Genomic DNA, 26,801 nt, shown 5'->3' on the forward strand with positions numbered 1-26,801 from the left:
GCGCTTATGAACAAAAAATGCCCCGGTCGAGAGATCGGGGCATTTTTGTTCTGGTCAGCAAAGATGACGTCTGGCCTGAGCATCAGGTACAATTCCCGGCTATTTTTCAGCGGGCAATCTGCCTGCAGCCTTTTTGAGTGTTGATCCGTGAGTGATTTGAGTCATATCCGCAATTTCTCCATCATCGCCCACATTGACCATGGTAAGTCGACGCTGGCCGATCGATTCATCCAGATGTGCGGCGGCCTTGCCGAGCGTGAAATGGAAGCCCAGGTCCTGGACTCCATGGACCTCGAACGCGAGCGCGGGATCACCATCAAGGCCCACAGCGTCACCCTGTACTACACCGCCAAAGACGGTATCAAGTACCAGCTGAACTTCATTGACACCCCTGGCCACGTTGACTTCACCTACGAAGTCAGCCGCTCGCTGGCTGCCTGTGAAGGTGCGTTGCTGGTGGTGGACGCGGGCCAGGGCGTTGAAGCCCAGTCCGTCGCCAACTGCTACACGGCCATCGAGCAGGGCCTGGAAGTGATGCCGGTGCTGAACAAGATCGACTTGCCACAAGCCGATCCGGACCGCGTCAAAGAAGAAATCGAGAAAATCATCGGCATTGACGCCACCGACGCCGTCGAGTGCAGCGCCAAGACCGGCCTGGGCGTCGACGAAGTGCTCGAGCGCCTGGTCAAGACCATTCCTGCGCCAACCGGCAACTACGAAGATCCGCTGCAAGCGTTGATCATCGACTCCTGGTTCGACAACTACCTGGGCGTTGTTTCCCTGGTCCGCGTGCGCCATGGCCGTGTGAAGAAAGGCGACAAGATCCTGGTCAAGTCCACCGGCAAGATCCACCTGGTGGACAGCGTCGGTGTCTTCAACCCAAAGCACACCGCTACCACTGATCTGAAAGCCGGCGAAGTAGGCTTCATCATTGCCGGAATCAAGGACATCCACGGTGCGCCAGTCGGTGACACCCTGACCTTGAGCTCCACCCCTGACGTCGACGTGCTGCCGGGCTTCAAGCGCATCCAGCCGCAAGTCTACGCCGGCCTGTTCCCGGTCAGCTCCGACGACTTCGAAGACTTCCGTGAAGCCCTGCAAAAACTGACCCTCAACGACTCGTCGTTGCAGTACACCCCGGAAAGCTCCGACGCCCTGGGCTTCGGCTTCCGTTGCGGCTTCCTCGGCATGCTGCACATGGAGATCATCCAGGAGCGCCTCGAGCGCGAATACGACCTGGACCTGATCACCACCGCGCCGACGGTTATTTTCGAGTTGGCGCTGAAAACCGGTGAAACGATTTACGTCGACAACCCGTCCAAGCTTCCAGACCTGTCTTCCATCGAAGACATGCGCGAACCGATCGTGCGCGCCAATATTCTTGTGCCGCAGGAACACCTGGGCAACGTCATTACGCTGTGTATCGAAAAGCGTGGCGTACAGCACGACATGCTGTTCCTCGGTACCCAGGTGCAAGTGACCTACGATTTGCCGATGAACGAAGTGGTGCTGGACTTCTTCGACCGTCTCAAATCCACCAGTCGCGGCTATGCTTCGCTGGATTACCATTTCGACCGTTACCAATCGGCTAATCTGGTGAAACTGGATGTGCTGATCAACGGCGACAAGGTCGATGCCCTGGCACTCATCGTGCACAAGGACAACGCGCACTACAAAGGTCGCCAGTTGACCGAGAAGATGAAAGAACTGATTCCGCGCCAGATGTTCGACGTCGCGATCCAGGCCGCCATTGGCGGGCAGATCATTGCACGGACCTCCGTCAAGGCACTCAGAAAGAACGTACTGGCCAAATGCTACGGCGGTGACGTAAGCCGTAAGCGCAAGCTGCTTGAGAAGCAAAAGGCCGGTAAAAAACGCATGAAGCAAGTAGGTAACGTGGAAATTCCACAAGAAGCCTTCCTTGCGGTGCTCAGGTTGGATAGTTAGGTCCTATGTCGCTAAATTTCCCGCTGTTGCTGGTCATCGCCGTTGCCGTTTGCGGTCTCTTGGCGTTGCTCGATCTGGTGTTCTTCGCCCCGCGTCGGCGGGCGGCTATCGCGTCCTATCAGGGCAGCGTCAGCCAGCCCGATGGCGTGGTGATCGAGAAGCTGAACAAAGAGCCTTTGCTGGTTGAATACGGCAAGTCGTTCTTCCCGGTGTTGTTCATCGTGCTGGTGCTGCGTTCGTTCCTGGTAGAGCCGTTTCAGATCCCGTCGGGGTCGATGAAACCTACCCTGGACGTGGGCGACTTTATCCTGGTGAACAAGTTTTCCTACGGGATCCGCTTGCCGGTGATCGACAAGAAGGTCATCGAAGTCGGTGACCCGCAGCGCGGCGATGTGATGGTGTTCCGCTACCCGAGCGACCCGAACGTCAACTACATCAAGCGTGTGGTTGGCCTGCCGGGCGACGTGATCCGCTACACCAGCGACAAGCGCCTGTTCATCAACGGTGAGTCGGTGGCCGAGAAACTGATCGGCTCCGAGCCGAACAGTTTGGGCAGCGCCGAGTTGTACCAGGAAAAACTCGGCACGGTAGAGCACGAAATCCGCAAGGAAATGAGCCGCTACCGTGCCCAGCCTGACGGCCAGTGGACAGTGCCGGCCGGGCACTACTTCATGATGGGCGACAACCGCGACAATTCCAATGACAGCCGGTACTGGGATGACCCCAACATTCCCAAGGACCTGCTGGGCATGGTTCCCGACCAGAATATCGTCGGCAAGGCCTTCGCGGTCTGGATGAGCTGGCCGGAACCCAAACTCAGCCACCTGCCGAACTTCTCGCGGGTCGGGCTGATCAAGTAATACAGGCGGCGCTGTGAACACAGCGCCGAATGCTTTTCTGGGGTGGGGACAAATCTGTCCTGCCTCATGCTGTACCAACCAGGATTTGAATTTGAACACTGCGTCAATCGTCGATGGCCGCCGGTGCCACCAAACAGATATGGGTAAACCGTGACCGTTTCTCTAAGTCGTCTCGAGCGTCAGCTCGGCTACACCTTCAAGGACCAGGAATTGATGGTCCTTGCCCTCACACACCGCAGCTTTGCAGGGCGCAACAACGAGCGCCTGGAATTCCTCGGTGATGCCATCCTCAATTTCGTCGCCGGTGAAGCGCTGTTCGAACGCTTCCCCCAAGCCCGTGAAGGCCAGCTTTCGCGCCTGCGCGCACGCCTGGTGAAGGGCGAGACCCTGGCGGTGCTGGCCCGTGGCTTCGGCCTGGGCGAGTACCTGCGCCTGGGGTCCGGTGAACTGAAGAGCGGTGGTTTCCGCCGTGAGTCGATCCTGGCCGACGCCCTCGAAGCGCTGATCGGTGCCATCTACCTCGATGCAGGCATGGAAGCAGCCAAGGAGCGCGTCACCGCGTGGCTGACCTCCGAGATCGAAAGCCTCACGCTGGTCGACACCAACAAAGACCCCAAGACCCGCCTGCAGGAATTCCTGCAGTCCCGTGGTTGCGAACTGCCACGCTACGAAGTGGTGGATATCCAGGGTGAGCCCCATTGCCGCGTGTTCTTCGTGGAATGTGAAATCACCTTACTGAACGAAAAAAGCCGAGGTCAGGGTGTGAGCCGTCGCATTGCCGAACAGGTAGCGGCCGCTGCAGCACTGATTGCCCTGGGCGTGGAGAATGGCCATGACTGATTCAACCGCAACACGCTGTGGCTATGTTGCCATCGTCGGCCGCCCGAACGTGGGCAAGTCCACGCTGCTGAACCACATCCTCGGCCAGAAGCTGGCGATCACCTCGCGCAAGCCGCAGACCACCCGCCACAACATGCTGGGCATCAAGACCGAAGGCACCGTGCAAGCGGTCTACGTCGACACCCCAGGCATGCACAAAGGTGGCGAGAAAGCCCTGAACCGCTACATGAACAAGACCGCTTCGGCGGCGTTGAAAGACGTCGACGTGGTGATCTTCGTGGTTGACCGCACCAAGTGGACCGACGAAGACCAGATGGTCCTGGAGCGTGTGCAGTACGTCACCGGCCCGCTGATCGTCGCGTTGAACAAGACCGACCGCATCGAAGACAAAGCCGAATTGATGCCGCACCTGAGCTGGTTGCAGGAACAACTGCCGAACGCGCAGATCATCCCGATCTCCGCCCAGCACGGCCACAACCTGGATGCCTTGGAGCGCGTGATCGCCGAGCACCTGCCGGAAAACGAGCATTTCTTCCCGGAAGACCAGATCACCGACCGCAGCAGCCGTTTCCTCGCCGCCGAACTGGTGCGCGAGAAAATCATGCGCCAGATGGGCGCCGAGCTGCCGTACCAGATCACCGTCGAAATTGAAGAGTTCAAGCAGCAGGGCAAGACCTTGCATATCCATGCGCTGATCCTCGTCGAACGTGACGGCCAGAAGAAAATCATCATTGGCGACAAGGGCGAGCGCATCAAGCGTATCGGCACCGAAGCGCGCAAGGACATGGAATTGCTGTTCGATTCCAAGATCATGCTCAACCTGTGGGTGAAGGTGAAGGGTGGCTGGTCCGATGATGAGCGTGCATTGCGCTCCCTGGGCTACGGCGACCTATAAGAACACCGCAGGACTAAAAATGTGGGAGCGGCTTGCTGTGGCGAGCAGGCTGTTTGTGGTGAGCGGGCTTGCCCCGCGCTGGGCTGCGAAGCAGCCCCAAAACCTGCCACTGAGATCTGCCTGAAAGAACTGCGGTGATTTGTATGGGGCCGCTGCGCAGCCCAGCGCGGGGCAAGCCCGCTCACCACAGTGGTTCTTCGCTATTTCATGGTTTGCGTTCCGTCATCGAGACTCCCATGTCCCAATCCCCACCCCCCAGCCAACCCGCCTACGTCCTGCACAGCCGCGCCTACCGCGAGACCAGCGCCTTGGTGGACTTCCTCACGCCCCAAGGTCGCCTGCGTGCAGTCTTGCGTAGTGCGCGAGGCAAGGCGGGCACGCTGGCACGGCCATTCGTGGCCCTGGACGTGGAGTTTCGCGGCAAGGGCGAGCTGAAGAACGTCGGTCGCATGGAAAGCGTCGGCACCTCCGCCTGGCTCAATGGCGAGGCGCTGTTCAGTGGGCTCTACCTCAATGAACTGTTGATCCGCCTGCTCCCTGCCGAAGACCCGCACCCGGCCGTCTTCGATCACTACGCTGCCACCTTGCTCGCCCTGGCCGAAGGGCGCCCTCTGGAACCACTCCTGCGCGCCTTCGAATGGCGCCTGCTCGACGACCTGGGCTACGGTTTTGAACTGACCAATGACCTGCACGGCGACCCCATCGCGGCCGACGGCATGTACCGTCTGCAGGTCGACGCCGGCCTGGAGCGCGTCTACCTGCTGCAACCGGGCCTGTTCCAGGGCACCGAGCTGCTGGCCATGAGCGAAGCCGACTGGACCGCTCCCGGCGCCTTGTCTGCCGCCAAGCGCCTGATGCGCCAGGCCCTGGCCGTGCACTTGGGCGGACGGCCGCTGGTCAGTCGCGAGTTGTTTCGAAAGCCCTGACAACCCCGTGTATGCTGTGCAGCGTTTCTTTCCCTTTTCAGGAGCGCTTCCGTGACCACCAGCAATCGCATTCTTCTTGGCGTCAACATCGACCACGTCGCTACCCTGCGCCAGGCCCGGGGCACCCGTTACCCTGATCCGGTCAAGGCCGCGCTGGACGCCGAAGAAGCGGGCGCCGACGGCATCACCGTGCACCTGCGCGAAGACCGCCGCCACATTCAGGAACGTGACGTGCTGGTGCTCAAGGACGTGCTGCAAACCCGCATGAACTTCGAAATGGGCGTCACCGAGGAAATGATGCAGTTCGCCGAACGCATCCGCCCGGCGCACATCTGCCTGGTGCCGGAAACTCGCCAGGAACTGACCACCGAAGGCGGCCTCGATGTGGCCGGCCAGGAAGCGCGGATCAAGGCCGCCGTGGAACGCCTGTCGAAGATCGGCAGCGAAGTGTCGCTGTTCATCGACGCTGACGAGCGCCAGATCGAAGCCTCGCGCCGTGTCGGTGCACCGGCGATTGAACTGCACACCGGCCGTTACGCCGATGCCACCACGCCGACTGAAGTGGCCGATGAGCTGCAACGTATCATCGACGGCGTGAGCTGCGGCCTCAATGAAGGCTTGATCGTCAACGCCGGCCACGGCCTGCACTACCACAACGTCGAAGCCGTGGCGGCGATCAAGGGTATCAACGAGCTGAACATCGGCCATGCGCTGGTGGCGCACGCGCTGTTCGTCGGTTTCAAAGGTGCCGTGGCCGAGATGAAAGCCCTGATCCTGGCGGCCGCCAAGGCCTGATCCGCCTACTGCGGCAATGCGAAGCCTTACTGTTTAGCCAGGGCAGGTGTATCGTATCTGCCCTTTGCAGGCCTTGGGCCTGCGGCCGATACGTGAGGTTGTTGTGTCCCGATCCTTTTCCCGTCGACAAATCCTGGGTGGTCTTGCAGGCCTGGCCGTAGTGGGCGTCGGTGCCGGTGGCGCCTACCGCTACTGGCTGGGGAAAGTTGCCGAGGCCGAGGCGGGGCATGATTACGAGCTGATCGCCGCGCCGCTCGACGTGGAACTGGTGCCGGGTCACAAGACCGAAGCCTGGGCATTTGGCCCGTCAGCGCCGGGCACCGAGTTGCGGGTGCGTCAGGGCGAATGGCTGCGGGTGCGTTTCATCAACCACTTGCCGGTCGCCACCACCATTCATTGGCATGGCATCCGCCTGCCGCTGGAAATGGACGGCGTGCCCTACGTCTCGCAGTTGCCGGTACTGCCCGGTGAGTATTTCGATTACAAATTCCGTGTGCCCGACGCCGGCAGCTACTGGTATCACCCCCACGTGAACAGCAGCGAAGAACTCGGCCGTGGCCTGGTCGGCCCGCTGATCATCGAAGAGCGCGAACCCACCGGTTTCAAACATGAACGCACCCTCAGCCTGAAAAGCTGGCACGTGGACGAAGAGGGCGCCTTCGTGGCCTTCAGCGTTCCTCGTGAGGCGGCACGCGGTGGCACCGCCGGGCGGTTGTCGACGATCAATGGTGTGTCCCAGGCAGTGATCGATTTGCCGGCCGGACAGATCACTCGCGTGCGTCTGCTCAACCTCGACAACACCCTGACGTATCGCATCAACATTCCGGATGTCGAGGCGCAGATCTACGCGCTGGACGGCAACCCGATCGAGCCGCGCCCGCTGGGCAAGGAATACTGGTTGGGCCCCGGCATGCGCATCTGCCTGGCGATAAAGGCACCGCCGGCGGGCGAAGAGCTGTCGATCCGCAATGGCCCAGTACGCCTGGGTACCTTCCGTTCGGTGGCCAACGCCGATGCGCCGACTGAGTGGCCGCCTGCATTGCCCGCCAACCCGATTGCCGAGCCGGACCTGGCCAATGCGGAGAAACTCAACTTCAATTTCGAGTGGGTCGGCACGGTGTCCGTGGATGACGGGAAACCACCAAGCCTGTGGCAGATCAACGGCAAGGCCTGGGACATCACCGACAAGACCTGTGCCGACCGCCCGATTGCCAAGCTGGAAAAGGGCAAGAGTTACATTTTCGAATTGAAGAACATGACCCAGTACCAGCACCCGATTCACCTGCACGGCATGAGCTTCAAGGTGATCGCCTCGAACCGCCACAAGGTGATCCCGTACTTCACCGACACCTACCTTTTGGGTAAAAACGAGCGCGCCCGCGTGGCGTTGGTGGCGGATAACCCAGGGGTGTGGATGTTCCACTGCCATGTGATCGACCACATGGAAACCGGCCTGATGGCCGCCATCGAGGTGGCGTGATGCGCCAGTTCCGCCCTACCGCGATCATCGACCGCAGCCGCGACCAGGACTTCATGCGCGAAGCCCTGGCCCTTGCCGCCCAAGGCGCTGCATTGGGTGAAGTGCCCGTCGGTGCGGTGCTGGTGCAAGACGGCGAAATCATCGGCCGTGGCTTCAACTGCCCCATCAGCGGCAACGACCCCAGCGCCCACGCCGAAATGGTCGCCATCCGCGCCGCCGCGCAGGCCATCAGCAACTATCGCCTGGTGGGCAGCACGCTCTATGTGACCCTGGAGCCGTGCAGCATGTGCGCGGGGCTGATCGTGCATTCGCGGATTGCGCGTGTGGTGTACGGCGCGCTGGAACCCAAGGCGGGGATTGTGCAAAGCCAGGGGCAGTTTTTTACCCAGGGCTTTCTCAATCATAAGGTGCTGTTTGAAGGGGGGGTGTTGGCCGAGGAATGCGGGACGGTCTTGAGTGAGTTCTTCAAGGCGCGAAGAGCCAAGCCGTCCCTTTGAGATTTATTTGCGGGCGATGATCACGGCCCGCATCGGCGCCGGCAGCCCTTCGATGGTTTTGCTGTGATCTTGAGGATCGAGGAAATCACTCAGCGACTGGTACTTCATCCACTCTGTCCCACGCTGTTCCTCGACCGTGGTCACACTCACATCCACACAGCGCACGTCGCTGAATCCTGCGCGGCGTAGCCACAGCATCAACGCCGGCACTGACGGCAGGAACCATACGTTGCGCATCTGCGCGTAACGGTCTTCCGGCACCAGCACCTGCTGCTGATCGCCTTCGACCACCAGGGTTTCCAGGACGAGTTCGCCGCCTTTGACCAGGGTGTCCTTCAGCGCCAGCAGATGCTCAATAGGCGAACGCCGGTGATAGAACACCCCCATGGAAAACACCGTGTCGAAGCCTTCCAGATTCGACGGCAGGTCTTCGAACGGGAACGGCAGGTGCCAGGCCTTGGGTTCGGAGAGGTAACGCTGCACCGCCTGGAACTGACAGAAGAACAACCAGTTCGGGTCCACGCCAATCACGCTGTCGGCCCCGGCGCCGAGCATGCGCCACATGTAGTAACCGTTGCCGCAGCCCACGTCGAGGATGCGCTTGCCCTTCAGGTTCAGGTGCGGTGCCACGCGGGACCACTTCCAGTCCGAGCGCCATTCGGTGTCCACATGCACGCCGAACAGGTTGAATGGCCCTTTGCGCCACGGGCTCAGGCCCATCAGCGCGGAATGCATCTGCACGCGGGTGTCATCGTCGCAGTCAGTATCGAGCGTCAGGCCGTTCAGCAAATCCACTTCGCTGGGCTGGATTTTTGGCAGTGCATCCAGCGCACTCTGCCAGCGTTCCAGGTCGCCATGACCCTTTTCCATCTTGCTATCGAGTTGCGCTTGCAGGCCCTGGGCCCACACGGCCAGGGGAGTGCCGACCAGATGGCGGGCGAGGGGAGAAAGATCAATCATGGCAAGGCAATCAACGAGGCAAAGTTAAGACACTGGAACCACGGCACGACTGTCGAAAAACCGGCCGCCAGCAGGCGCTCGCGGTGTTCTTCGAGGCTGTCGGGCTTCATGACGTTTTCGATGGCGCTGCGTTTCTGGGCGATTTCCAGTTCGCTGTAGCCGTTGGCGCGTTTGAACGCGATGTGCAGATCGGTGAGCAGCGCGTGTTCTTCGGCATCATTGAAGCGCAGCTTTTCCGAGAGGATCAGCGCGCCACCCGGCAACAGCGACTGGCGGATGCGCGCGAGCAAGGCCAGGCGCTCATCGGGCGCGATGAATTGCAGGGTGAAATTCAGCGCCACCACCGAGGCCGGCTGGAACTGCAGCGCGAGGATATCCCCCTCGATAACCTCGACCGGCAGCAGCTCCTGGAACATCGAGTCCTGGCCATTGAGGTATTCACGGCACCGCTCGACCATCGCGGCCGAGTTATCCACCGCGATTACCCGGCAACCGTCGGTGCGCACATGACGGCGCAGGGCCTGGGTCACCGCGCCCAGCGAGGATCCCAGGTCATACAGCACGCTGTTGGGCTGGGCGAACTGCGCGGCGAGTACACCGAGGTTCTCGACGATAGTCGGGTAGCCCGGCACCGAGCGCTTGATCATGTCCGGGAACACCCGCACCACGTCCTCGTTAAAGGCGAAGTCCGGCACCTGGGGCAGGGGCTGGGCGAATAGGCGATCGGGTTCTTTGCTCACGGTTGTTCCGGCGACGATGGGGAAAGGCCGGCATTTTAGCCAAGTTGGCCCCGGTGTGCGCGGGTTGTCTGATAAACCGTGATGGAGCTGTCGGTACTGGCTTCACCGCCCCGGCGATCTCCGTCACTTTTTGGCGCTAGGGCCCGTGTGAATAGCAAAAGCACCCTCAACCTCAATGATGTTTTTTGGTGGAAAGATGTTTTGTGCAGTGAACTTGAACTGGCCCTCGTAGCGGCCAGTTTTATGGTCAAAATCAACGGTCACACGACCGCTGCTGGTTAAATAGTGCGAGGGAGCAGTGTTTCCACCGCCTATGAGTGCGCGAATGTGATCGCCTGGAAAATCATGTTCGCCGTAGGGTATGTGCGCCACCATATCAATCTGGATGATGCGTAGAAGGCTGGCTGAATCCTCATCCACACCTACGATCCTTGTCAGTCCATTCTCGTGCGTCAGATAAACCGCGTCTGCAACGAAATTCGCTTCACCGTTGATGGAGGCGGTCAATGTTCCCTTGGCTTTCTTGAGTGTTCTACGGGTGGCCATGATTGAATCCTTCTGACCCATTCGCCCACATGATTGTGCGCGTTGTCCCACGACGTTATCGGCAGGCGCCTACTTTACGTAACTGTCAAAACTACCAGTCGTTTAGATGTTTTGATTCTAGGCAGGGCGTAGGATAGAGGACTTGGTTTTTTCAAGGATTGTCGCTGAGGTGTTCTGTCTGCGTACCGAGTGCAAACGCAGATGCAGTGATACCCCACTGGCCCAGCCAATAGGTACTGATCAGCAAATACGGCGCTGCATCGAACGCCACCACAAACCGATTGATACCGATCAGCGTGTCAGAAAACACAAACGACGCCGCACCTGCCGCCGCCAGCCATGCCGAGCGTTTCGGCACATCGCTGCCCAGTCGCGCCAACGCACGCCAAAGCATGGCACTGATCACGGTTGCATAAACCACTACAGGAACCAGCAGGTCGCCCAGGCCATGGGAGATCAGGATGCTCAGCAGGATTGCGCCCACGCCCAGCGCCAATACCAGCGGCAGCAGCGCCATGCGGCGACAGTCACTGAAATAGGCTTTGAGGTACGCCAAATGCGCAAACAGGAAGGCACCCAAGCCGAAGACGAACAGGTCGCCCGGCCAGGCCAGCAGCACATCGCCCACCAGGGAAAAAATCAGCCCCAGGCTGATCCAGCGTCGATAGTCGGTGGGCGGTGCATCATGCAGCCAACCCAACAACGCCAGCACCGGCAGCGGTTTGACCAGCAGGCACAATAAGGTGGCATGGGTGGTCAGGCCGTAGATAAAGGTGCCGGCGCCCATCAACGCAAGAATCAGCCATGGCATATCAGTTCACCGTAATGGCGCAGTCAAAGGTTTCGACGGGTTCGGCTTCCGGCTCCCAGGGTTGCTGGGAGGTCAGGCGCAAACGACCCTGGCCGGCTGCGAAAGCCTGGAAACGCCAGGTCGACTGGCCGCCGCCACCGACCACACCGGATTCCGAGCTGCTGTAGACCTCCGGGCTCAGCGCGCGCAGCACGCCGCCAGCGGAGTCCTGGATGGCCCAGCGGTAACCGGTGGTGGGGTTGCTTGGCAACGTGAGGATAAGGTTTTGTCCGCTTTTGAGCTGGAGCGGGCAGGCGCTCTGGTTGTCCACGGTGACGTTTTGCTTCGGTGCACTGGCGCACGCGGCCAGCAGGGCAAGGCTCAAGGGGAGAAGCAGGCGGGCAGCGGTCATGGGGGCTCCGTTGATTCACGACGAAGGGCGAGCATAACCGAAGATGAGACAAGGTGTGACAAGGAGGGATTTGCGCTGTGGCGACTGACGCCTTCGCGGGCAAGCCCGCTCCCACATTTTGATGGGTGAACACATTCAAAGGTGGGAGCCGGGCTTGCCCGCGATGAGGCCAGACCAGGCACTACATAATTGTCAGAACAGCACTTTCGCCACATCCGCAAAGCGCTTGGCAAAGTGCACCGTCATGCCTTCCTTCAGGTACTCCGGCAGCTCTTCAAAACTGCCGCGGTTCGGCTCCGGCAAGATCAGTTCATGGATCTTCTGGCGCCGCGCCGCAATCACCTTTTCGCGCACCCCGCCAATCGGCAGCACGTGTCCGGTCAGCGTCAGCTCGCCGGTCATGGCCACGCCTTTTTTCGGCGGCTGGTTACGCGCCAGCGACAGCAGCGCACTGGCCATGGTCACCCCGGCGCTCGGGCCGTCTTTCGGCGTGGCGCCTTCCGGCACGTGCAAGTGCACGAAGGCTTCGTCGAAGAATTTCGGATCACCACCAAACGACTTCAGGTTCGAACTGATGTAGCTGTAGGCGATTTCCGCGGACTCCTTCATCACTTCGCCCAACTGCCCGGTGAGCTTGAAGCCACGATTGAGCGTGTGGATACGCGTCGCCTCGATCGGCAAGGTCGCGCCGCCCATGCTGGTCCAGGCCAGGCCTGTGATCACGCCGGTGCCGGACAGCACTTGCTCGTTGCGGAACACCGGGATGCCCAGTGAGCTTTCCAGATCCTTGTTGCCGATCTTGATCACCGAATCCGGCTCGTCCAGCAACTTGACCACCGCCTTGCGCACCAGTTTGCCCAGCTGTTTCTCCAGCTGACGCACCCCGGCTTCGCGAGCGTAACCGTCGATCAACGCACGCAAGGCGCCGTCGCTGATGGTCAGGCTGTTTTTCGACACGCCGGCTTTTTCCAGCTGTTTCGGCCACAGATGGCGCTTGGCGATGGCGACTTTTTCTTCGGTGATATAGCCCGACAGGCGAATCACTTCCATACGGTCCAGCAGCGGGCCGGGGATGGAATCCAAAGTGTTGGCGGTGCACACGAACAGCACTTTGGACAGGTCCAGGCGCAGGTCCAGGTAATGGTCGAGGAATTCGACGTTCTGCTCAGGGTCGAGGGTTTCCAGCAAGGCCGACGCCGGGTCGCCCTGGAAGCTCTGGCCCATCTTGTCGATCTCGTCGAGCATGATCACCGGGTTCATCACTTCCACATCTTTAAGCGCCTGCACCAGCTTGCCCGGCAGGGCGCCGATGTAGGTGCGGCGATGGCCCTTGATCTCGGCCTCGTCGCGCATGCCGCCGACGCTGAAGCGGTAGAAGGGCCGGCCCAGGGATTCAGCGATGGATTTACCCACGCTGGTCTTGCCCACGCCCGGCGGGCCGACCAGCAGCACGATGGAACCGGCGACTTCGCCCTTATAGGCACCCACCGCAAGGAACTCAAGGATGCGGCTCTTGATGTCATCCAGGCCCGCGTGGTGTTTATCCAACACTTTTCGCGCATGTTTCAGGTCGAGTTTATCCTCGCCAAACACGCCCCACGGCACCGAAGTGGCCCAGTCCAGGTAATTGCGTGTCACCGCGTACTCTGGCGAGCCGGTTTCGAGGATCGACAGTTTGTTCAATTCTTCATCAATGCGTTTTTTTGCCTGGGGCGGCAGCACTTTGCCTTCCAGGCGTTGCTCGAACTGTTCGACGTCCGCACTGCGGTCGTCCTTGGTCAGGCCCAGCTCCTGCTGGATGACCTTGAGTTGTTCCTTGAGGAAGAACTCCCGCTGGTGCTCGCCGATCTTGCGGTTGACCTCGGCGGACAGTTCTTTTTGCAGGCGCGCGACTTCAACCTCTTTGCGCAGCATCGGCAGCACTTTTTCCATGCGCTTGAGCATGGGCACGCAGTCCAGCACTTCCTGCAACTCGTTACCGGTGGCCGACGTCAGCGCGGCGGCGAAGTCGGTGAGTGGCGACGGGTCGTTGGGGCTGAAGCGGTTGAGGTAGTTCTTCAACTCTTCGCTGTACAGCGGGTTGAGGGGCAGCAGTTCCTTGATCGCATTGATCAGCGCCATGCCGTAGGCCTTGACCTCATCGGTCGGCTCGCTCGGCTGGTGCGGGTATTCGACTTCCACCAGGTACGGTGGGCGGTGGTGCTTGAGCCAGGTCTTGATGCGCACGCGGGTCAGGCCCTGGGCGACGAATTGCAGCTTGCCGTTTTCGCGGCTGGCGTGGTGCACCTTCACCAGGGTGCCGTACAGCGGCAGGCTGGAGGTGTCGAAGTGGCGCGGGTCTTCTGGCGGTGTGTCCATGAAGAACAGGGCCAGGGAGTGGTGGTCGGATTTGCTCACCAACTCCAGGGTTTCGGCCCACGGCTCTTCGTTGACGATCACCGGCAGCACTTGCGCCGGGAAGAAGGGCCGGTTGTGGATCGGAATGATGTAGACCTTGTCCGGCAGGTTTTGCCCTGGCAGGGCCAGGCCGGTATTGGACGAGGCGGATTCAGCGTTTTCGGGGTCGGCGTAGTCGTTGAGGTCGTAATCAGGGAATTCTTGCTGGTCGCTCATGGGGCACCTGCATAAGGAAGTATGCAGGTTAGATGGGGCGGGGTAGCGGTGGTTTCAATGGTCGTGTGAAGTTAGCAACAAATTGCATGAATTCAGCTGATCTTATGCAGATAGCTCGGCAATGGCTGCTCCGGAAGCACTGACAACACTTTCAACCGTTGCAGCATGCGCTGCCGTGCGCGTTGCAGGTGCTCACGCAGATTCAACGCCGCTGCATCAAATGCACCGTGCAGCAGTAATTCCAGAATCAACCGATGTTCGGCCAGCATGGCCGGATCGGCGCCGATCCCCAGCAAACGGTAGAAAATCCGGCTGATGATCATCGGGCTTTGGCCTTGGCGGATCAACGCCGCGATCTTGCGGTTCTGCAGGCCCGCGAGGCAGCGCTGGTGCAAGTCCTCCTCGATCTGTTCGATGGCCTCCAGGCTGCAGTGGGCGCTGTCCTGGGCGTCCAGCACGCGTTGCAACATCGCTTCCAGCATCTCGCGGTCCAGCCCCGGCGCACTTTGGCGCAAAGCTTCGGGTTCCAGGCAGGCGCGCAGTTCGTAGTCTTCGGTAACTTCACGGGCGGTCAGCGGTCCGGCCAGCCATTGGGAGTAGGGCTCTTTTTCCACCAATCCCCGGTCGCGCAGGCGCATCAGCGCTTCACGCACTACCGCGCGGCTGACGCCGTAGTGGTCGGCGGCGGCTTGCTCATCGAGGCGGTAATGGCCGAAGGCAATGCAGGTGGACAACGCCGCGCCAATCTCCTCGACGATGCGCTCGCCCAGCGGCCGCGTGTCCACCAACTCATCTTCGCCGTTGAGGCCCAGGTGCGCATGGCTCAAGGGCAAGCGCAGCGGTTCCATGGCCAGGCCGTCGGGATTGATCAGGTAACCCCGGCCGTTGAAGCGGCAGATCAGGCCTTCCTCATGCAGCAGGTCCAGGGCCCGACGCACCGGCACACGGCTGGTGCCGAACAATTCGGCCAGTGGCGCTTCCAGCAAGACCAGGCCGTGGCGCGCGGTGCCGTTGACGATCGCATCACGCAATACCTGGTGAATCATCGCGTAACGGGAGGCCGAGGCGGACGCTGCTTTCATCGCTTTCTCTGGGGCTTGTAGGACGGTGGCCGGGGATTCTCTCATAAGTTGCGCCTGTCACCCTGCGCCACAGCGGCGGCACCTTTGTGGGGCTCGGAATCGGGGAATGTTACTTTTCTGCACCGAAATGTACTTATTAATAAAAGATACATTATTTCATTGAAGGCGCTTTCCGGCGGCCTGGCAAGATTTTTTCCCGCTGGTTAAAACCATCTATCCCGTAGCTCTGGGCGAAATCCCCTGGTTGCGTAAATGCTGCCTGAGAAAGACTGGCACGAAAGCTGCCTTTATAAAATGTACATTTTATTAATATGTACGTTTTATGGGGGTCACTCTGATGTCAGACGCCACTTCAATGGCTGAAGATTTCGCCAGCGGTCGCAGCGATCCGGTGCAAATCCTCGAACAGGCACTCGAAAAGGCGAGTGAGCTCCCGGCGGTGTTTATCAGCCTGACCGCCGAGCGTGCGCGTCGCGAAGCCGAAGCCTCTGCCGCCCGCTGGCGCGCCGGCCAGCCATTGAGCGTATTCGACGGCGTGCCTCTGGCTTGGAAAGATCTGTTCGACGTGGCCGGCAGCGTCACCACTGCGGGCGCGGCCTACCGCCGCACTGCGCCTGCCGCGTTGCTCGACGCACCGACCGTGGGCCTGTTGTGCCGCGCCGGGATGGTCAGCGTGGGCAAGACCAACCTCAGCGAACTGGCCTATTCCGGCCTGGGCCTGAACCCGCATTTCGGCACGCCGCACAACCCCCATGGCACTGACCAACCGCGCATTCCTGGCGGTTCGTCGTCCGGTTCAGCCGTGGCCGTTGCCGCCGGAATCGTGCCGATCGCCATGGGCACCGACACCGCCGGTTCGATCCGCATCCCCTCGGCCTTCAACGGCCTGGTGGGGTACCGCAGCAGCAGCCGACGCTACAGCCGCGACAGCGTGTTCCCGTTGGCCCATACACTCGACAGCCTGGGCCCGCTGACTCGCAGTGTGCGTGATGCCCTGGCCATCGACGATCTGCTGCATGGCCGTCGCCAAACCCACACCCCTCGCAGCCTCAAGGGCCAGCGTTTTGTGTTGGCGCAACAAGACGTCGAAGCCGCCGTGCGCAACAACCTGCTGCGCGCCGTGGAGCAACTCAAGGCCCACGGCGCACTGATCGAAGAGCGCGAATGCCCGACCTTCCAGGCCACCCTCGACCTGATCAAACACCACGGCTGGCTCGGTTCCTTCGAAGCCTTCGCCCTGCACGAAGCCTTGCTCGACAGCCCCGACGCCGAACAACTTGACCCACGTGTACGCCGCCGCCTCGAAGCCGCGCGCACGCTTCCGGCCAGCCAACTGCTGCATCTGGTCGATGCCCGCCGCCGCCTGCAACAGCAACTGGTCGACGACCTCGACGGCGCCATCCTGATCACCCCCACCGTCGCCCACGTCGCACCCGCATTGGCACCGCTGGAAGCCGACGACGACCTGTTTGTGAACACCAACCTCGCCACCCTGCGCCTGACCATGCCCGGCAGTTTGCTCGACATGCCGGGCGTGACCCTGCCCAGCGGCCGCGATGCCCAGGGCCTGCCCACCGGGCTGCTGCTCAGCGCCCCGACGGGGGAAGACGCTCGCCTGCTGCGCGCAGCGTTGTCCGTCGAATCCGTACTCAACGTTTAAGGAGACACATCATGGCTAAAGACATTCTCTGTGCATTCGGCGTCGACGTTGACGCCGTCGCCGGCTGGCTCGGTTCCTACGGCGGCGAAGATTCGCCGGACGACATCTCCCGTGGCCTGTTCGCCGGGGAAATCGGCGCGCCGCGCCTGCTCAAGCTGTTCGAACGCTACGGCCTGCGCACCACCTGGTTTATCCCAGGCCACTCGATGGAAACCTTCCCCGAGCAAATGAAAGCCGTGGCCGACGCCGGTCACGAAATCGGTGTGCACGGCTACAGCCACGAAAACCCCATCGCCATGACGGCCGAGCAGGAAGAAATCGTCCTGGATAAATCCATCGAGCTGATCACCCAGGTCACCGGCAAACGCCCGACGGGTTACGTGGCGCCGTGGTGGGAATTCAGCAAGGTCACCAACGAACTGCTGCTGAAAAAAGGCATCAAGTACGACCACAGCCTGATGCACAACGACTTCCACCCCTACTACGTGCGCAAGGGCGACAGCTGGACCAAGATCGACTACAGCCAGCACCCCGACACCTGGATGAAACCCCTGGTGCGCGGCGAAGAAACCGACCTGGTGGAGATCCCGGCCAACTGGTACCTGGACGACCTGCCGCCGATGATGTTCATCAAAAAAGCCCCCAACAGCCACGGCTTCGTCAACCCGCGTCACCTGGAAGAAATGTGGCGCGACCAGTTCGACTGGGTCTACCGCGAACACGAACACGCGGTGTTCACCATGACCATCCACCCCGACGTCTCCGGCCGCCCGCAAGTGCTGCTGATGCTGGAGCGCCTGATCGAACACATCCAGAGCCATGCCGGCGTGCGCTTCGTCACCTTTGACGAAATCGCCGACGACTTCATCCGCCGCCAACCCCGTACCTGACCCCTTATTCCTGAGGCGCGACCCATGTCCATCTACAACAAGCTTGACCTGACTGGCTGGAAACCCCGGCAACTGACGTCCAAGGAGGTGCGTTTCGCCACCTGGATCGCGTTTTTTGCCTGGGTGTTTGCGGTGTATGACTTCATCCTGTTCGGCACCTTGCTGCCGGAGATTGGCCGGCATTTTGGCTGGGGTGAAGTGGAGCAAGCTGAAATTGCGACATGGGTGGCAGTGGGCACGGCGGTAGTCGCGTTTGCCATCGGCCCGGTGGTGGACAAATTGGGGCGGCGCACCGGGATTATCTTCACCGTGGCCGGCTCTGCGCTGTGCTCGGCGCTGACGGCGATTGGCGGAGCGTGGGGCAAATCGCCGCTGATCTTGATCCGTTCCTTGGGCGGTTTGGGTTATGCCGAGGAAACCGTCAACGCCACGTATTTGAGTGAATTGTACGGCGCTTCTGAGGATCCGCGCCTGACCAAGCGCCGGGGTTTTATCTACAGCCTGGTGCAGGGCGGCTGGCCGGTGGGTGCTTTGATTGCCGCCGGTTTGACCGCGCTGTTGCTGCCGATCATTGGCTGGCAGGGCTGCTTCATCTTCGCCGCGATCCCGGCCATCGTCATCGCGATCATGGCGCGCAAGCTCAAGGAGAGCCCGCAGTTCCAGATCCACCAGCGCATCAGCCAATTGCGTAAAAGCGGCGCCGTCACAGAAGCGCAAAACGTCGCCGCCACCTACGGCGTGGACTACGACGAACACAGCAAGGCGGGCCTTAAAGCCGCGTTCCGTGGCCCGGCGCGTCGCGCCACCTTAGTGATTGGCGCGGCACTGTTGCTCAACTGGGCGGCGATCCAGGTGTTCAGCGTGCTCGGTACCTCGGTGATCATCAGCGTGCACCACATCTCGTTCGAGAACTCGCTGATCATTCTCGTGCTGTCGAACCTGGTGGGCTATTGCGGCTACCTCAGCCACGGCTGGATGGGCGACAAGATCGGCCGTCGCAACGTGATCGGCCTGGGCTGGATGCTCGGCGGGCTGTCGTTCGCCGGGATGCTGTTTGGCCCAAGCAATATGCCGATGGTGGTCGGGCTGTATAGCCTGGGCTTGTTCTTCCTGATCGGGCCGTATTCGGCGGCATTGTTCTTTATCAGTGAAAGTTTCCCCACCAGCATCCGCGCCACCGGCGGCGCAATCATCCATGCCATGGGCCCGATTGGTGCGGTAGTCGCAGGCTTTGGTGCGACCCAAGTGTTGTCCGCTGGCAGCGACTGGCAGACCGCCGCCCTGTGGTTCGGTGCACTGCCGTGCTTCCTGTCCGGCGCCTTGATGTTTTCCGCACGCCATGTGCGTCCGGAAACCGTTCAGTAAGGAGTGATTGATGAGCCGTAAAGTTGCCTTGATTACCGGTGCCGCCAGCGGCATCGGCCAAGCCCTCGCCGTGGCCTATGCGCGCAACGGTGTGGCGGTGGTCGGCGGGTATTACCCGGCCGATCCCCATGACCCGCAGTCCACTATCCGTCTGGTGGAAGAGGCGGGCGGCGAGTGCCTGATGCTGCCGTTGGACGTGGGTGACACCGCTTCCGTCGATGCACTGGCCGCGCAAGCCATCCAGCATTTCGGCCGACTTGATTACGCCGTGGCCAATGCCGGCCTGCTGCGCCGCGCACCCTTGCTGGAGATGACCGACGCGTTGTGGGACGAAATGCTCAATGTCGACCTCACGGGGGTGATGCGCACCTTCCGCGCGGCAACCCGGCATATGCATGCAGGCGGCGCGCTGGTGGCGATTTCGTCGATTGCCGGCGGCGTGTATGGCTGGCAGGAACACAGCCACTACGCGGCGGCCAAGGCGGGCGTGCCGGGGCTGTGCCGGTCGCTGGCGGTGGAGTTGGCGGCCAAGGGCATTCGTTGCAATGCGGTGATTCCTGGATTGATCGAGACGCCGCAGTCGCTGGATGCAAAGAACTCGCTGGGGCCGGAAGGCTTGGCCAAAGCGGCGCGCGCGATTCCATTGGGCCGGGTAGGGCGGGCGGATGAAGTGGCGTCGCTGGTGCAGTTTTTGACCAGTGACGCGTCGAGCTATCTGACCGGGCAAAGCATTGTCATCGACGGTGGCCTTACCGTGCGCTGGCCGGACTGATTGAGGAATGAACATGAGACAATTGGAAAACCGCCGCGCGGTGATCACCGGCGCTGGCAGCGGCATCGGTGCCGCCATCGCCCGTGCCTACGCCGCTGAAGGCGCGCGCCTGGTGCTGGCCGACCGCAACGCCGCCAGCCTCGCGGAAACGGCGATCACCTGCCGCAACCTCGGCGCCGAGGTGTTCGAATGCCTGGCCGATGTCGGCACCGTCGACGGTGCGCAGGCGAGTGTTGACCGTTGCGTCGAACACTTCGGCGGCATCGATATCCTGGTCAACAACGCCGGTATGCTCACCCAGGCGCGCTGCGTCGACCTGTCCATCGAGATGTGGAACGACATGCTGCGCGTCGACCTCACCAGCGTGTTCGTCGCCAGCCAGCGCGCCTTGCCGCATATGCTCGCGCAGCGTTGGGGACGGATCATCAACGTCGCCTCGCAACTGGGCATCAAGGGCGGCGCCGAGCTGACCCATTACGCGGCGGCCAAGGCCGGGGTGATCGGCTTCACCAAGTCCCTGGCCCTGGAAGTGGCCAAGGACAATGTGCTGGTCAACGCCATCGCGCCCGGCCCGATCGAGACGCCGTTGGTGGGCGGTATCAGCGACGACTGGAAACGCGCCAAGGCCAAGGAACTGCCCCTGGGGCGCTTCGGCCTGGCGGATGAAGTGGCGCCCACGGCGGTGCTGCTGGCCAGCGAGCCCGGTGGCAACCTGCTCGTCGGTCAGACCCTGGGTCCGAACTCCGGCGATGTCATGCCATGAGTGAGGTATAGCCATGTGCGGACTCTGCGGCTTGCTCGGCGAAGACTTGCACTGGAGCGATCCTTTGGGCGACGAACTGCCCCGACGCCGCGAACGCCTGCGCCGAATCGCCGCGATCAATCAGGTGCTGGCGGTGTTCCGGCTCAAGGTCGAAGATTTCCAGGGCGCGTCGTATCTGCTGCTGGGCGCTACCGGTAAGCAGGAATTGGCCAGCGGTCTGGATCAACTCTGGCAGGCGGCCGAAACGATGCTCGGCCGTCCGTTGGATCCCCTCGATCCGCGCTTGCTGGATCATCTGGAGTCATCCGTATGAGCATCGCCCTTAATGTCATCACTGGCTTCCTCGGCAGCGGCAAGACCACCTTGCTCAAGCGTCTGCTGCAAGGCGAAAGCCTGGGCGACACCGCGCTGCTGATCAACGAATTCGGCGATGTCGGTATCGACCATCTGCTGGTGGAAGAGGTGGCACCGGACACCGTACTGCTGCCCAGCGGCTGCGTGTGTTGTTCGATCCGAGGCGAGCTGAAGGAAGCGCTGCTCGGCCTGTTGCAACGCCGCGAGCGCGGTGAAATCCCGGCGTTCAAGCGCGTCATTCTGGAGACCACCGGCCTGGCCGACCCGGCACCGATCCTCGCCACCCTGAACAACGACGTGCAACTGCGCGGGCGTTTTCATGTTGGCCTGGTGATCACCCTGGTCGATGCCAGCCACGCCGACCTGCAAGAACGCCTGCACCCGGAATGGCTGGCCCAGGTGGCGGCGGCGGATCGCCTGCTGTTGAGCAAGACCGACCTGGCCGGCGATTGCACGGCGTTATGCGCTCACTTGCAGGCGCTGAATGCCGGTACGCCGATCCTCGATACCCACGACATCCACAGCGGCGATCAACTGTTGCTCGGCGAAGGCCTGCGCAGCGCCGAACCCGCCGTGGAAGTCAGTCGCTGGCAACTGCATCGCACCACCACCGCTACCCACGGCGCCGCACAAGTGTGCAGCCTGACCTTCGACCAGCCGCTGGACTGGGTGGGTTTCGGGGTGTGGTTGTCGATGCTGTTAAGATGCCACGGCGAACGAATCCTTCGTGTCAAAGGGCTGCTCAACGTGAACGCCAGTAACGCCCCCATCGTCATTCATGGTGTGCAGCATTGCCTGCATGCGCCGGTTCATTTGCCTGCATGGCCGGGCACCGATCGGCAGTCGCGCCTGGTGTTTATCCTGCGTGGCCTAGACCCCGAACTGTTGCGACGCTCCTTCAACGTGTTCTCGCGGCGGTTCGCGGCATGATCACTCTGCGCGTCCTCGGCACCTCCGTCACCCTGCTTGAATGCCTGCGCGTCCGTGCGGAACAGGAGCTGGGTATTCGCCTGGTCTACCAAGTACACGATGTCGAGCAGGCCCAACGCATCGCGGTGATGCAACCCGAGAGCTACGACCTCTACGACCAATGGTTCCACAACGTCGACTTCGTTTGGCCGGCCCGGGCCATCCAGCCTATCGACACCCGGCGCATTGCGCTGTGGCACGAGATTAATGACCTGCCCAAGCGTGGGCGCCTATCACCGGATGACCGACTGGGCAGCGGCAGCGTGCCCAGCGAACGATTGTTCGTGCAGCACGACGGCAGCCTCGGCAGCACGGTCACCGAGCGCATCAGCATGTTGCCCCTGACCCACAACGCCGATAGTTTCGCCTACCGTCCCGAACGCTTGCCCGAAGGCTTTTGCCACGGTAATGAAAGCTGGGGCTGGCTGCTCGATCCCGCTTGGCGTGCACGCACGGCCCTGCAGAGTGACGCGGCTATCGGTGCGTTGGATGCTGCATTGGCGGTGCAGGGTGCGGGGCTGGCCAGTTTCAGGGACATCGGCAATATGAGCATCGAGGAGATCGACGTGCTCGCCGACATCCTGGTGCGCAAGCAGAAGGAGGGGCACTTTGCGGCGTTCTGGTCTGATGATGAAGAGGCGGCGCAATTGATGCTCAGCCCGAGTATCGATATCCAGAGCCTGTGGTCGCCGACCTTGATGCGCCTTCATCGTGCGGGTGTGAAATACCGCTTGGCGGTGCCGCGTGAAGGCTATCGCGCGTGGTTTGGTGGGTTGTCGTTGTCGCGGCATGCCAAGGGGCCGGTGTTGGATGCGGCTTATGCGTATTTGAATTGGTGGTTGTCGGGGTGGCCTGGGGCAGTGATGGCGCGCCAGGGGTATTACATTGGCAACCCGGCGCGGAGTCGGGATCACTTGAGCAGTGCGGAGTGGGATTACTGGTATGCCGGCAAGCCGGCTCGGGAGGAGTTGCTGGGGAGTGATGGGTTGCCGTTGATTGATGTGGGTGAGGTGCGGGATGGGGGGTCTTATGAAGCGCGCATGGGGCATATTGCGGTGTGGAATTCGGTGATGGATGAGCATAATTATCTGGTGCGGCGGTGGGGGGATTTTATGCGGGCTCGGTGTGTTTGATTGTTTGATTGTTTGATTGATTGAGTACATATCCGTTTCTTCGGTAACGGCTGATATGGGTTCCGCTCTTACAGCGGGTCACTTTTGGAAGGACCTGTATGGACCGGATACATGGTGGACACATGTGCGGGGACATGGTTGACACATTATGAACCATAGTCAGGTTTGCTCACGTCGATCGTTCGTAGGAAGTGATGACAGAAGTAGACATCAAAAAGGCCATCACTTTCAGGGTTAGGCCGTATCGCGATATGAAGCCCAGCCAAACCCTTGGCAATGCTGAAATAGCGTTTCTGAAAGCGAAATCGACTGTGATAAGCCTTAGCCAGCTTATCATCCGGACCGTATTCAAACTCCGATAACTGCTGCGGATAAATCCAGGGGCTGGAGCGATACCGGTCCATAGGTACCTTGTAATCCAACGCTTGATGAGGACGTTGTAGGTTATAAATCTCACGCCATTGATCAAACGCTTTTTGAGCCTCCTTGGTAGTGGAAAAATGACGCCCTTCAAGCACTTCGGCCTTGAGTGAGCGGTGGAAACGTTCGATTTTTCCATTTGTTTGAGGATGGTATGGACGGCTGAAGCTGATCCGAATTCCTAGGCGAATCAACCAGATACTTAGCTCTGTGATTTCACCAGGGTTGCGTGGCGAGCCCCATGGCGGGCCGTTATCAACGTTGATGCGAGCCGGTAATCCGAAGCGTTGGAATACCTCGATCATCTTCTCCTTCACCGTAGCTCCACGCTCGTTGTCACAGGCCTGAATTGCCAAATTGAATCGTGAATGGTCGTCCAGCATGGTCAGCGGATGGCATCGGCCTTCTTGCGTAGGAAAATGCCCTTTGAAATCCATCTGCCAAAGATCGTTAGGCGCATCGTGCTCAAATCTCAGCTTTGCCTCTTGTTCCTTCTGAGAAGGCTGAATCAGACCGTGCCGGTGCAGGACATTGGTGACGGTGCTGGGAGCGATCTGCTTGTTCAAGAGGCTGCTGATTGTGCGTCCACCCCATGCTGGATGGTCTTGCCTAAGTGCTATGACCTGCGCTTCCAGAGCTGCGGTGGTCAGTTTGGGACTGGTGGCCGGTTTGCGAGACCTCTCTTGCAGCCCTGGCTGACCGTGCGCTTCGTAGCGTTTGAGCCACTTGTAGGCCGTTTGCGGACTGATGCCGAATCGTCGGCATAGCTCTCGTTTATTACTGCCGGGTTGCCGTGCAAAGGCAATGAACTCTTCTTTCAGGCTCATGGTGTCTCTCGTGTTCCAGGGCATGATGGCTTTCCGGCGAAGTTGGCTCGCCGAAAAGTGTCCACCATGTCCCCGTACACCCGTCCACCATGTGTCCGGTCCATACAGAAGGACCCAAAAGTAACCAAAAGGTCCTCGCCCCAACACTCGGCACCTCGCCTAGGCTCGGTGTGCCCGTAATCCGACAGGTATTTGGGGGGGCCGCCGCCACGCGCCATCCATGGCGCGGGGCGGCTAAACCGGCATCCCTGCCGGTTTACCCCCCAAATCCCTGTCGAATTCCGGCCAGCGTGTTTGACGGGGCGTCTGAGATCAAAATCAAAAACAAAGCCAGAGCCAGAACTGAATAGGATCTGCTTTTCTGTGGGAGCTGGCTTGCCTGCGATGCAGGCACCTAGGTACATCAGGCACACCGAGTTGATGCAATCGCAGGCAAGCCAGCTTGTGTCTTCAAGATCTCTTAAACTCAGAAGGGTGAGAGCAGTGGATGGCAGACTGAAAGCCAGCGGTGCTTAAAGCACGAGTGGGAGCCAAGTCGCCATCCACCTCTCACTCTGACCAGAAGCCCGAACAGTTGGATGAGCGGCAAAACTCGAAATCACAAGCTAGGGATAGGTCAGAGTGCTCTCACTTCTTGAGTGTAAGAGGGTTTGGCGATGATTTCCTACTATGTTGGTCTCGATGTTTCGAAAGCGACTGTGGATGTGGGGTTTCTTCCTGCGAATTACACGCAGTTTCAGGTCAGTAATGACCTTGAGGGCTTCACTCGGCTGATCACATGCCTGAACGAGCTTGAGGTGGGAAGGGTCTTGCTTGAAGCCACCGGCGGCTATGAAAGGGCATTGCTCAGAGCCTTGCGGTTGGAGGGTTTGAATGTCTTTCGCGTCAATCCAAAACGCGCTCGCGACTATGCGAGAGCAATGGGCAAGATAGCTAAAACCGATAAGATCGATGCTCAGATGCTGGCGAAGTTTGCGAGAGATTTCGAGGACTTGCCGCATGTTGAACCGAATAAGGATCGGGATGAGCTGGGCGAATTGCTCAAGCTGCGAGGCAGCTTGGTCAAGAGCCGGGACAGCGACAAGCGCCGGATGAAGCAAACCACATGCGCTAAAGCCATATCCACTTACACCGATCACATCGCTTACCTGGAGGGCCAGATCAAGTCATTGGGTAAGGAGATTGAGGATGCCTCGACCGTGCTGGATCAGGAGAAAGCCAGACGACTGAGGTCGGTGAAAGGGATCGGAGCCATCACCTGCGGAACGCTCTTGGCATTTCTTCCTGAGCTTGGAACCGTGTCGGGACGCAAGATTGCGGCTTTGGCAGGGTTAGCGCCCTACAACAACGATAGCGGCAAGAAGAGCGGCCCTAGATCAATCGAGGGCGGGCGCTATACGGTGCGTGGCGCAACCTATATGTCGACCTGGTCAATGGTTCAGCACGATCCGCAAGTCAAAGCCGAATATGAGGCTCTGCGAGCGCGAGGCAAGCTTGCGAAGGTCGCTGTTGTGGCATGCATGCGAAAGCTCTTGATTCGTCTAAACGCAATGCTGCGAGATGGCACGGGTTGGAGAGAGCAGAAATCTCAGGTCCCCGCAGCCTGATAACAAATGAGGGGCACTTTACTGAAGCGCGGGCTTCGCCAGTAATACCGCTACGCGGTATTACTGGCGAAGCCATGTCCGAAAGGATTATTTTTAAAATAAATCCTCAAAGACAGTTGCTCCCACACTTGACCGAGTTCGCCGACACAACACCGGTCGGCTCTAAGGCCGCCGCGCTTTTGCTTTTGATCTGAGGCGCCCCGTCAAACACGCTGGCCGAACGCAGGCTTGAATCCGTGGGTAACCCGGCAGGACGCCGGGTTAGCCGCGCTGGGCCAAGGATGGCCCATCGCGGCGGCCCACGGATTCAAGCCGGAGTGAGGGCACACCGAGCCTAAGCGAGGTGCCGAGTGTTGGGGTAAGAGCGTTTTGGTTTACTTTGCCGCTTTTGCAAAGTGACCCGCCGTAAGGGCGGAACCCATATCAGCCGTTACCCAAATAACGGATATGTACTCAACTCAATCCCCAGCCAACCCATTGTCGCCAAAAAACCGCCACCAAACTCCCCGCTTTTATTGGGTGCACTTAACCCAAGTCCCAGCTAATCTCCTAAGACCTAATATTCAATCCAAATGGATATTTTTTTGACGCCAGGTCAGCAGTCGCAAGGAATGCACATGACAAAGGGACGTAGTGGCAGAGAGAGGCGAACGCTGCC

25 protein-coding genes are annotated in these 26,801 nt (G+C 60.4%); 17 read left to right on the forward strand and 8 right to left on the reverse strand.

The window, feature by feature from the left end:
• The first annotated feature begins 147 nt into the window (after positions 1-147).
• The 8 genes from lepA to tadA all read left to right on the forward strand — a co-directional run bounded on the left by lepA (position 148) and on the right by tadA (position 8,240).
• A complete protein-coding gene (lepA, locus tag OZ428_RS06610) occupies positions 148-1,947 on the forward strand; it encodes a translation elongation factor 4 (protein WP_003210439.1) in 1,800 nt (599 codons plus the stop codon).
• Between the two features lie 5 nt (positions 1,948-1,952).
• Complete coding sequence (lepB, locus tag OZ428_RS06615; protein ID WP_033902450.1) at positions 1,953-2,807, forward strand: signal peptidase I; 855 nt, start codon at positions 1,953-1,955, stop codon at positions 2,805-2,807.
• 150 nt (positions 2,808-2,957) lie between these two features.
• A complete protein-coding gene (gene rnc / locus OZ428_RS06620) occupies positions 2,958-3,647 on the forward strand; it encodes a ribonuclease III (RefSeq protein WP_033902449.1) in 690 nt (229 codons plus the stop codon).
• Entirely contained in the window at positions 3,640-4,542 is a 903-nt protein-coding gene (era, locus tag OZ428_RS06625; RefSeq protein ID WP_033902448.1) for a GTPase Era, read from the forward strand. Before rnc ends, era begins: the two co-directional genes overlap by 8 nt.
• Positions 4,543-4,778: 236 nt before the next feature.
• Positions 4,779-5,468 carry a DNA repair protein RecO gene (gene recO, locus OZ428_RS06630; protein WP_133074554.1) on the forward strand — a complete coding sequence of 230 codons (690 nt, stop codon included), beginning with the start codon at positions 4,779-4,781 and terminating at the stop codon, positions 5,466-5,468.
• Positions 5,469-5,519: 51 nt separating this feature from the next.
• Complete coding sequence (gene pdxJ, locus OZ428_RS06635; protein WP_133074553.1) at positions 5,520-6,263, forward strand: pyridoxine 5'-phosphate synthase; 744 nt, start codon at positions 5,520-5,522, stop codon at positions 6,261-6,263.
• 103 nt (positions 6,264-6,366) lie between these two features.
• A complete protein-coding gene (locus tag OZ428_RS06640) occupies positions 6,367-7,743 on the forward strand; it encodes a multicopper oxidase family protein (RefSeq protein ID WP_269132931.1) in 1,377 nt (458 codons plus the stop codon).
• Positions 7,743-8,240, forward strand: coding sequence for a tRNA adenosine(34) deaminase TadA (tadA, locus tag OZ428_RS06645; RefSeq protein WP_033902446.1), 498 nt, complete (start codon positions 7,743-7,745; stop codon positions 8,238-8,240). The genes OZ428_RS06640 and tadA overlap by 1 nt, the downstream gene beginning before the upstream one ends.
• 3 nt (positions 8,241-8,243) lie before the next feature.
• On the opposite strand, the gene cmoB is transcribed toward tadA, so the two are convergent.
• The 7 genes from cmoB to OZ428_RS06680 all read right to left on the reverse strand — a co-directional run bounded on the left by cmoB (position 8,244) and on the right by OZ428_RS06680 (position 15,383).
• Positions 8,244-9,200: a tRNA 5-methoxyuridine(34)/uridine 5-oxyacetic acid(34) synthase CmoB gene (gene cmoB / locus OZ428_RS06650; protein ID WP_269132932.1), complete on the reverse strand. Its 957-nt coding sequence runs from the start codon at positions 9,198-9,200 to the stop codon at positions 8,244-8,246.
• Positions 9,197-9,940 (reverse strand): carboxy-S-adenosyl-L-methionine synthase CmoA, encoded by a 744-nt coding sequence (gene cmoA, locus OZ428_RS06655; RefSeq protein WP_038851283.1) that lies wholly within the window; start codon positions 9,938-9,940, stop codon positions 9,197-9,199. Before cmoA ends, cmoB begins: the two co-directional genes overlap by 4 nt.
• A 123-nt stretch (positions 9,941-10,063) precedes the next feature.
• Positions 10,064-10,486 carry a hypothetical protein gene (locus OZ428_RS06660; protein WP_269132933.1) on the reverse strand — a complete coding sequence of 141 codons (423 nt, stop codon included), beginning with the start codon at positions 10,484-10,486 and terminating at the stop codon, positions 10,064-10,066.
• Positions 10,487-10,637: 151 nt separating this feature from the next.
• Positions 10,638-11,297, reverse strand: a complete 660-nt coding sequence (locus OZ428_RS06665; protein ID WP_269132934.1) for a lysoplasmalogenase — start codon at positions 11,295-11,297, stop codon at positions 10,638-10,640.
• Position 11,298: 1 nt separating this feature from the next.
• A complete protein-coding gene (locus OZ428_RS06670; protein ID WP_269132935.1) occupies positions 11,299-11,688 on the reverse strand; it encodes a protease inhibitor I42 family protein in 390 nt (129 codons plus the stop codon).
• Positions 11,689-11,880: 192 nt separating this feature from the next.
• Entirely contained in the window at positions 11,881-14,301 is a 2,421-nt protein-coding gene (lon, locus tag OZ428_RS06675; RefSeq protein ID WP_033902440.1) for an endopeptidase La, read from the reverse strand.
• A gap of 92 nt (positions 14,302-14,393) precedes the next feature.
• Positions 14,394-15,383, reverse strand: a complete 990-nt coding sequence (locus tag OZ428_RS06680; RefSeq protein ID WP_033902439.1) for a GntR family transcriptional regulator — start codon at positions 15,381-15,383, stop codon at positions 14,394-14,396.
• Positions 15,384-15,720: 337 nt separating this feature from the next.
• Between OZ428_RS06680 and OZ428_RS06685 the strand changes: the two genes are divergently transcribed.
• From OZ428_RS06685 to OZ428_RS06720, 8 genes are read left to right on the forward strand one after another with little or no spacing between them, the layout of a single operon-like run.
• The gene (locus OZ428_RS06685) at positions 15,721-17,043 is read left to right on the forward strand and encodes an amidase (RefSeq protein ID WP_269132936.1); all 1,323 of its coding nucleotides are present in this window, start codon (positions 15,721-15,723) and stop codon (positions 17,041-17,043) included.
• An 11-nt stretch (positions 17,044-17,054) separates the two neighbouring features.
• On the forward strand, positions 17,055-17,933 hold the full coding sequence (locus OZ428_RS06690; protein WP_003234086.1) for a polysaccharide deacetylase family protein: 879 nt from the start codon (positions 17,055-17,057) through the stop codon (positions 17,931-17,933).
• 24 nt (positions 17,934-17,957) lie between these two features.
• Positions 17,958-19,298, forward strand: a complete 1,341-nt coding sequence (locus OZ428_RS06695; protein WP_269132937.1) for an MFS transporter — start codon at positions 17,958-17,960, stop codon at positions 19,296-19,298.
• A 10-nt stretch (positions 19,299-19,308) separates the two neighbouring features.
• Positions 19,309-20,070 (forward strand): SDR family NAD(P)-dependent oxidoreductase, encoded by a 762-nt coding sequence (locus OZ428_RS06700; RefSeq protein WP_269132938.1) that lies wholly within the window; start codon positions 19,309-19,311, stop codon positions 20,068-20,070.
• A 13-nt stretch (positions 20,071-20,083) separates the two neighbouring features.
• Positions 20,084-20,833 carry an SDR family NAD(P)-dependent oxidoreductase gene (locus OZ428_RS06705; RefSeq protein ID WP_269132939.1) on the forward strand — a complete coding sequence of 250 codons (750 nt, stop codon included), beginning with the start codon at positions 20,084-20,086 and terminating at the stop codon, positions 20,831-20,833.
• Positions 20,834-20,846: 13 nt separating this feature from the next.
• Positions 20,847-21,146 (forward strand): hypothetical protein, encoded by a 300-nt coding sequence (locus OZ428_RS06710; RefSeq protein ID WP_177111662.1) that lies wholly within the window; start codon positions 20,847-20,849, stop codon positions 21,144-21,146.
• Entirely contained in the window at positions 21,143-22,117 is a 975-nt protein-coding gene (locus tag OZ428_RS06715; protein WP_269132940.1) for a CobW family GTP-binding protein, read from the forward strand. Before OZ428_RS06710 ends, OZ428_RS06715 begins: the two co-directional genes overlap by 4 nt.
• Positions 22,114-23,289 carry an ABC transporter substrate-binding protein gene (locus OZ428_RS06720; RefSeq protein ID WP_269132941.1) on the forward strand — a complete coding sequence of 392 codons (1,176 nt, stop codon included), beginning with the start codon at positions 22,114-22,116 and terminating at the stop codon, positions 23,287-23,289. Before OZ428_RS06715 ends, OZ428_RS06720 begins: the two co-directional genes overlap by 4 nt.
• Before the next feature lie 146 nt (positions 23,290-23,435).
• On the opposite strand, the gene OZ428_RS06725 is transcribed toward OZ428_RS06720, so the two are convergent.
• Positions 23,436-24,560, reverse strand: a complete 1,125-nt coding sequence (locus tag OZ428_RS06725) for an IS481 family transposase (RefSeq protein WP_269132942.1) — start codon at positions 24,558-24,560, stop codon at positions 23,436-23,438.
• 632 nt (positions 24,561-25,192) lie between these two features.
• Between OZ428_RS06725 and OZ428_RS06730 the strand changes: the two genes are divergently transcribed.
• Positions 25,193-26,143 carry a transposase gene (locus OZ428_RS06730; protein WP_269131116.1) on the forward strand — a complete coding sequence of 317 codons (951 nt, stop codon included), beginning with the start codon at positions 25,193-25,195 and terminating at the stop codon, positions 26,141-26,143.
• Positions 26,144-26,801 lie beyond the last annotated feature (658 nt).

It is taken from the genome of Pseudomonas sp. GXZC, from assembly GCF_026967615.1.
In the GTDB taxonomy this organism is placed as follows: domain Bacteria; phylum Pseudomonadota; class Gammaproteobacteria; order Pseudomonadales; family Pseudomonadaceae; genus Aquipseudomonas; species Aquipseudomonas azotoformans_A.